At 55.4% G+C, this 7,294-nt stretch carries 8 protein-coding genes; 6 read left to right on the top strand and 2 right to left on the bottom strand.

Annotated features, from left to right (window positions below; all coding sequences use genetic code 11):
• Nucleotides 1-142 precede the first annotated feature (142 nt).
• Complete coding sequence (rpiA, locus tag FD34_RS05350; RefSeq protein ID WP_057807504.1) at nucleotides 143-826, bottom strand: ribose-5-phosphate isomerase RpiA; 684 nt, start codon at nucleotides 824-826, stop codon at nucleotides 143-145.
• 18 nt (nucleotides 827-844) lie between these two features.
• Nucleotides 845-1,153, bottom strand: coding sequence for a GNAT family N-acetyltransferase (locus tag FD34_RS05345; RefSeq protein ID WP_420814142.1), 309 nt, complete (start codon nucleotides 1,151-1,153; stop codon nucleotides 845-847).
• A 113-nt stretch (nucleotides 1,154-1,266) separates the two neighbouring features.
• On the opposite strand from FD34_RS05345, the gene FD34_RS05340 reads away from it, so the two are divergent.
• From FD34_RS05340 to rlmB, 6 genes are all read left to right on the top strand, one after another.
• Nucleotides 1,267-1,803 (top strand): dCTP deaminase/dUTPase family protein, encoded by a 537-nt coding sequence (locus FD34_RS05340; protein ID WP_057807502.1) that lies wholly within the window; start codon nucleotides 1,267-1,269, stop codon nucleotides 1,801-1,803.
• A gap of 13 nt (nucleotides 1,804-1,816) precedes the next feature.
• Nucleotides 1,817-3,193 (top strand): DNA repair protein RadA, encoded by a 1,377-nt coding sequence (radA, locus tag FD34_RS05335; protein ID WP_057807500.1) that lies wholly within the window; start codon nucleotides 1,817-1,819, stop codon nucleotides 3,191-3,193.
• 23 nt (nucleotides 3,194-3,216) lie between these two features.
• Entirely contained in the window at nucleotides 3,217-4,377 is a 1,161-nt protein-coding gene (locus tag FD34_RS05330; protein WP_057807498.1) for a PIN/TRAM domain-containing protein, read from the top strand.
• A gap of 373 nt (nucleotides 4,378-4,750) precedes the next feature.
• A complete protein-coding gene (gene cysS / locus FD34_RS05325; protein ID WP_057807496.1) occupies nucleotides 4,751-6,163 on the top strand; it encodes a cysteine--tRNA ligase in 1,413 nt (470 codons plus the stop codon).
• Between the two features lie 12 nt (nucleotides 6,164-6,175).
• A complete protein-coding gene (locus tag FD34_RS05320; protein WP_057807494.1) occupies nucleotides 6,176-6,589 on the top strand; it encodes a Mini-ribonuclease 3 in 414 nt (137 codons plus the stop codon).
• The coding region (rlmB, locus tag FD34_RS05315; RefSeq protein ID WP_057807493.1) for a 23S rRNA (guanosine(2251)-2'-O)-methyltransferase RlmB at nucleotides 6,579-7,294 on the top strand (716 nt) is incomplete at its 3' end. The genes FD34_RS05320 and rlmB, both read left to right, overlap by 11 nt.

The following is a 7,294-nucleotide window of genomic DNA, read 5'->3' as shown; positions in this document are numbered from 1 at the left end:
AGCGCACCCTTAGCGTCTAGCGCAGCGTAGCAAGTCTATTTGACTACGAACAAAGGCCGACGCCTCCAGCGTCAACCTCCGTTCTGGGCTAGCCGTACAGGGCGCCGAGAAGCTTATTTCCCAGCCTCTTTCGTCATGTTAATTAACGGGCGTGCAGTACCTTGGGACCCTCATTTGTGCCGACGATGACGTCGTTGACCCGGTTGAGGAAGAGACCGGTCTCCACAACCCCGACCATATGGATCAGTTCATCCGCCAGCTGGGCCGGGTGGTCGATCTCGCCCAGGTGGAGGTCAATGATGTAGTTATTCTCATCAGTGCGGAACTTCTTGTCGCCATCCATCCGCCAGCTTGGCTTGTAGCCCTTCTTCTCCAGGCGGGCGAAGACGTGTTGGCTACCGAACGGGATGACCTCGACGGGGAGCGGGAACTTACCCAGCTTGTGGGCCAACTTGCTCTGGTCGACAATCCACATCACCTTATCGGAGGCGTTGGCCACGATCTTCTCCCAGAGCAGGGCGCCACCGCCACCCTTGATGCCCTGAAAGTCGTCGCTGATCTCATCGGCACCGTCGATGGTCAGGTCGATGTGGTCGACGTCATCGAGGTTCTTGATGGTGATGCCGAGGCTCTCGGCCTGCTTGGTGGTCCGGCTCGAGGTCGTGACCCCGATGATGTTGGTCAGGTTGCCGGCCTGGACCTGCTTACCGAGTTCGTCAACCATGTAGCGGACGGTGGACCCGGTACCGAGGCCGACGATCATGCCGGACTTGATGTACTTGACTGATTCCTTACCCGTTTGGGCTTTCAATTCGTCTTGATTCATTGAAACATTCCTCCTATGCTAAAAACGATCTTCTGGTAATAACAAACGCTGGTATTCCGGATGCAGTTTGAACTGTTGGGTTGCGTAAGGACACATTAGCTTGACGGTCCAGCCTTGGTCGCTGGCGTAGTCGATAAAACGTTTTACAAGAACGGCAGCAATCCCCCGGCCACGGTAGTCGGGGTGGACAAAGACCCGTTCGACGACGACCCGGTCAGGGTAGCCCACAACGGCGGGGAAGCTGATCTCACCGACGAACGACTGCTGGTCATCACTGGCAACGATCCGGTGATCCTCAATTTGATATTGCAAAGTGATCACATCCATTCACCCTCAATTTTCCGTAAAGTAATCCGAAAAGTCAAGCCTTAGCAATACCATTGGGAAACGTTCTATCCTATAATATTAGGATAGTGATTTAAATCAATGAGGTGAATGAGATGAAACGCGGATTCAAGGTAGTTTCGAGTAAGATCAAGGATGGCATCAACCTGCCCCGGCGGCAGACGGCTAACGCGGCTGGTTATGACTTCGAAGCGGCGGCGGACTTTACCCTGCCGTCAATCTGGAAGGGAAACTTCATCAAGGCCCTCTGGACAATTCACCAGCAGAAGAAGCTGACGGACGCCGACTTCACCGCGGCTGATGCTCCCCTGAGGCCCTACCTGGTGCCAACCGGGATCAAGGCTTATATGCAGCCCAACGAGTTCCTCCTTTTGGCCGACCGGTCGAGTGGCCCCCTGAAGCGCCGCCTGGTCCTGCCCAACGGGGTCGGAATCGTCGACGCCGACTACTATGACAACGATAGCAACGAGGGGGAGATCTTCTTCCAGCTGATTAACTACGGTCTGCGTGACTACCATGTCAAGAAGGGGGAACGGATCGGCCAGGGGATCTTTGTTCCCTACTTGCTTGCCGATGATGAGGAAACGCCAACCGCCCAGCGGACCGGTGGATTTGGCTCGACTAAAAAGTAAGGAGCGTTTTTAGATGGCAAAGCTAAGAACACAGTACGTCTGCCAGACCTGCGGTTATAATTCGCCCCGCTACCTGGGGCGGTGCCCAAACTGTGGGGAGTGGAACACCTTCGTCGAGGAGCAGGTGCAAAGCAGCACTACGACGGCCACCAAGGCCAAGACAACCACACTGACCGGGCTGGTGTCTAAACCGCAGAAAATCAGTGAGATCAACAGTCAGGAGACACCCCGGGTCAGGACACGACTCAACGAGCTCAACCGGGTCCTTGGCGGCGGAATCGTGCCCGGCTCCCTGATCCTGATCGGTGGGGACCCCGGTATTGGGAAGTCAACCCTCCTCCTCCAGGTTTCGGGCCAGCTGAGTGATGACCACCATCGAGTTCTCTACGTTTCTGGGGAGGAGAGCGGCACCCAGATTAAGATGCGGGCGGAACGGCTTCATGTGGCAGGAGACAACTTCTACGTCTACCCGGAGACCAACATGGATAGTATTCGCGACACAATCCGTGAGCTTAAGCCGGAGTTCGTGGTGATTGACTCCGTGCAGACGATGCAGGCGACCGACGTCAGTTCTGCGATCGGTAGTGTTTCCCAGATTCGGGAAGTGACCGCCCAGCTGATGCAGATTGCCAAGAGCAACAACATCACGATTTTCGTGGTCGGCCACGTCACCAAGGGCGGGGCACTGGCCGGGCCGAAGATCTTGGAGCACATGGTGGATACCGTCCTCTACTTTGAGGGGGACCTCCACCACACCTACCGGATCCTGCGTTCGGTGAAGAACCGGTTCGGGTCGACCAACGAGCTGGGAATCTTTGAGATGCACACCAACGGGTTGACCGAGGTCAAGAACCCGTCCGAGATCTTCTTGGAGGAGCGGCTCCGTGACGCTACCGGGTCGGCAGTCGTGGTTTCTTTGGAGGGAACCCGCCCGATTTTAGTTGAGATTCAGGCCCTAGTTACGCCGACGGTCTACGGGAATGCCCAGCGAACGGCTACCGGTTTGAACCGGAATCGGGTATCATTGATTATGGCGGTACTGGAGAAGCGAGCCAGCCTGATGTTGCAAAACCAGGATGCCTATCTGAAGGCAGCCGGTGGGGTCAAGCTGGATGAGCCAGCGATTGACCTGGCCATTGCGGTGGCGATCGCGTCGAGTTACCGTGACAAGGGGACCCAGGCGAGTGACGCCTTCGTCGGTGAGGTTGGATTGACCGGGGAAATTCGCCGGGTCAACCGGATCGAACAGCGAGTGGCAGAGGCGCAGAAGCTGGGCTTCCGGCGGATCTTCGTACCGAAGAATAACCTGAAGGGCTGGACACCCCCGACCGGGATCGAGGTTATTGGGGTCGCTACCCTGCGTGAGGCCCTGCGTCTCGTCCTGGCATGAGTTAAACAAAGGAGGAATGATGAATGAGGAAACGGATTGTGGTTGCGATCTACGTCCTTGTCGGGGCCATGGTAGGCTTTTACTACCTGCCCCTGCTCTGGGACGTATTTAACCTACACTTTGCACTCCCATTGTTGGTATTCTTAGATATTATTATTGGTGCACTTATTTTCTGGCTGTTAGGACTGCTATTGGCCAAACCAACGATGCGACTGCTGGCCCAAATCGAGCGGGAGTTGACGAGAAAGAACCCGCTTTACCTGATCTTTGGGGCGCTATTGACAATCCTGGGCCTGATCCTGGCGGTATTGATCTCGATTCCGCTCTGGCAGACCAATATTCCAGTTGTCAACAACGTCTTGCCGATCCTCTTGATGCTGGTGTTTAGCTACCTGGGTTTTCGCCTGGGAACGACCCGAATCGACGAGTGGAAGAAGCTGCTGAACCGGCGAAACCAGCACGATGACAAGGGCGAGGTCCTGGACCGGCACGATGCCAACTACCATCACTACAAGATCCTAGACACCAACATCCTGATTGACGGCCGAATCTATGACCTGGTCAAGACCGGTTTTCTCGAGGGGACTCTGCTGGTGCCTAGCTTTGTCCTCTATGAGCTGCAGTATATTGCCGACGCCGGGGAGAGTATCAAGCGGGTCCGTGGCCGGCGTGGCCTGGACATCCTGAATAAGCTACGCAGCGAGAAGATCGTCCCGATCGAGATGTACGATGGTGACTTTGAGGATATCCCTGAGGTCGACAGCAAGCTGATTGCCCTGGCCAAGAAGGTCGATGGGGCGATTGTTACCAACGACTACAACCTCAATAAGGTCATCCAGTTCCAGAACGTCGATGTCTTGAACATCAACAACCTGGCCAAGTCACTGCGGCCCCGGGTGATCCCCGGTGAGACCCTCAACGTCGTGGTCGTCAAGAAGGGGACCGAGCGTCAACAGGGGGTTGCCTACCTTGACGATGGCACAATGGTGGTGGTCGAAGATGGCCGCTACTTCATGAACAAGCCAATCGAAGTTGAGGTCACCAGTGCCCTGCAGACCGATGCCGGCCGGATGATCTTTGCCCGGCCGCTCCACTCCCAACGGGGGATTGATGAACACGCTAAGGACGGCGGGCAGACCAAGGACGACGGTCAAGCCAAGTCGAAGAGCAACAAGAAAAAATAAACATAAAAAGGGCGGCCGCGCAGATTGCGACCGCCCTTTTTACAACCCTAAATTTAGCCAAAAGAAAAGGGCGGCCTGGGATCAGCCGTCCTCAAATAGGGAGTATTACGAAAACTTGGGGGAGATTTCGTAATGATTATTTTTTCGGTTACTATTGGGAGGAGTAATTGAAAAATAATAGGTTTCATTGATGTAGTAAAGCTCTTCCTTTACTACATTTATTATACTAGCAGTAGAATGTGAAGAAACTATGACCAAAGTCTTAAAGAACTTTTCAGGTGGCGAAATTTTCAATTGGGCGCGGATCGACACGGTTTGTGGTAAGATTAAGGGAGCAATTTGCAAGTAAGTCAATATGAGGGAGCGGATTGAAATGCTAACAATTTATAATACGCTGACGAGGAAGAAAGAGGAGTTCAAGCCACTGCATCCTGGCGTTGTTAACATGTACGTCTGTGGCCCGACGGTTTACAACTACATCCACATTGGGAATGCCCGCTCGGCGATCGCCTTCGACACGGTGCGGCGCTATCTGGAGTTTAAGGGCTACAAGGTCAACTACGTCTCTAACTTTACCGACGTTGATGACAAGATGATCAAGGCCGCCCACGAGCAGGGGATCACGGTTCCCCAGCTGGCGGAGAAGTACATCAATGCCTTTATGGAGGATACGTCGGCGATCAACATCGAGCCGGCGACCATGCACCCGCGGGCCACGGAGAACATCCCCGACATCATCGAGTTCGTCAGCGGCCTGATCGACAAGGGCTACGCCTATGAAAAGGACGGCGACGTCTACTACCGGGCCCGGAAGTTCAAGCACTACGGCCAGCTGTCTGGTCAGTCGATCGATGACCTGGAAGTTGGGGCTAGCGAGCACGTCAGCGCTGACGAGGTGGACAAGAAGGAGGACCCGATGGACTTCGCCCTCTGGAAGGCGGCTAAGCCCGGTGAAATCAGCTGGGATTCCCCGTGGGGTAAGGGTCGGCCTGGCTGGCATATCGAGTGCTCTGTGATGTCGACTAAGTATCTCGGCAAGACGATTGATATCCACGCCGGGGGTCAGGACCTGGAGTTTCCTCACCACGAGAATGAGATCGCTCAGAGTGAGGCCGAGAATGGTCAGCAGTTCGTCCGTTACTGGATGCATAACGGCTTTGTCACCATCGGCAAGGACAACGAGAAGATGAGTAAGTCCCTGAACAACTTCATCACCGTCCACGATATCATCAAGGAGGTCGACCCGCAGGTGCTGCGTTTCTTCATGGCGACGACCCAATACCGGCGGCCAATCCAGTACAGTGAGGACAACCTGACCGACGCCCAGAACAACCTCGACCACATTCAGACGGCCTATGATAACCTGACCTATCGTGAACAGGACGCCCAGGCCGGTGGGGACGATGCCGTTGACGCCAAGCTGGCGGACTTTAAGCAGCGCTTCACCACGGCCATGGACGATGACATCAACGTTCAAAACGGGATTGCCGTGGTCTACGAACTGGTCAAGTATGCCAACGTTTACGCCCAGGAGGACCAGGTTCACGCTGATGCCCTGGCCGCGTTGAAGACAACCCTGGCCACGTTGATGAGCATCTTCGGCGTCAAGCTGACCGCCTCCGACAACCAGATCGACGACGACCAGATCAAGCAGTTGATTGAGGAACGCGATGAGGCCCGTAAGAACAAGGACTTTGCCCGCAGCGACCAGATCAGAGACGACCTGAAGAAGCAGGGGATCATTCTCGAGGATACCCCCCAAGGCACCCGCTACAAGAAGGAGTAATTTGTAACAACAATGGAAAACGCAGACTATCGACAATTAAACGGGATCGCCCTGGCCTACCTTGGTGATGCCGTCTACGAAGTGTTCATTCGCCAGCACCTACTGAGTACGGGGCTGAGCAAGCCGACCAAGCTCCAGCACATCGCCACCCACTACGTCTCAGCCAAGGCCCAGGCGGCATTGATTGACCTGATGAAGCAGGACGACATCCTCAATGAAACGGAGTGGGCCTACTTCAAGCGCGGTCGCAACGCCAACAGCCATACCCACGCCAAGCACACCGCGGTCCTGACCTACCGGATCTCAACCGGCTTTGAGGCCCTGATGGGGTATCTCCAACTCTCGGGTCAGCAGGAGCGGTTGAGCGAACTAGCTGAATGGTGCATCGAACAAGTGGAAGCGGGGCGGACAAGACATGAAGACTGAAAATACTGATTTTATCATCGGCCGGCACCCGGCGATCATGGCCCTCAAGTCGGACCAGGAGATCAACAAGGTCTTTATCCAGTCGGGCTTGAAGGCGGACGCCATCGCCCAGATCATCAAACTGGCTAAGCAGAAGCACCTGGTCATCTCCAATGTCCCTAAGAACAAGCTGGACATGATGACCGACCACCAGAACCACCAGGGGGTTGCCCTGGCGGTGGCTGCCTACCAGTACGCCACGATCGACGACCTCTTTGATAACGCGGCCAAGCACGATGAGGATCCCTTCTTCTTGATCTTAGATGAGCTGGAAGATCCCCACAATCTGGGTTCGATCATCCGGACAGCGGACGCGGCCGGGGTTCACGGGATCATCATCCCGCGGCGCCGGGCAGTCGGGTTGACCTCCGTGGTTGCTAAGACCTCAACTGGGGCCATCGAGCACGTGCCAGTCGCCCGAGTTACCAACCTGGTTCAGACCGCTAAGGAGCTTCAATCCCGTGGGGTCTGGCTCTTTGGAACTGACATGCAGGGCAAGGACTACCGGACCTGGGATGCCCACGGGGCGGTGGCCCTGGTAATTGGTAACGAAGGGAAGGGGATTTCCGCCCTCCTCAAGAAGACCTGTGACGAGATGCTGACGATTCCGATGATCGGCCATGTTCAAAGCCTGAACGCCAGTGTGGCGGCTAGTTTACTGATCTA

The sequence above is a fragment of the Limosilactobacillus pontis DSM 8475 genome, assembly GCF_001435345.1.
Taxonomy (GTDB): domain Bacteria; phylum Bacillota; class Bacilli; order Lactobacillales; family Lactobacillaceae; genus Limosilactobacillus; species Limosilactobacillus pontis.
The sequence above is the reverse complement of the archived record's forward strand: the minus strand, read 5'-3'. Positions and strand labels throughout refer to the sequence as shown.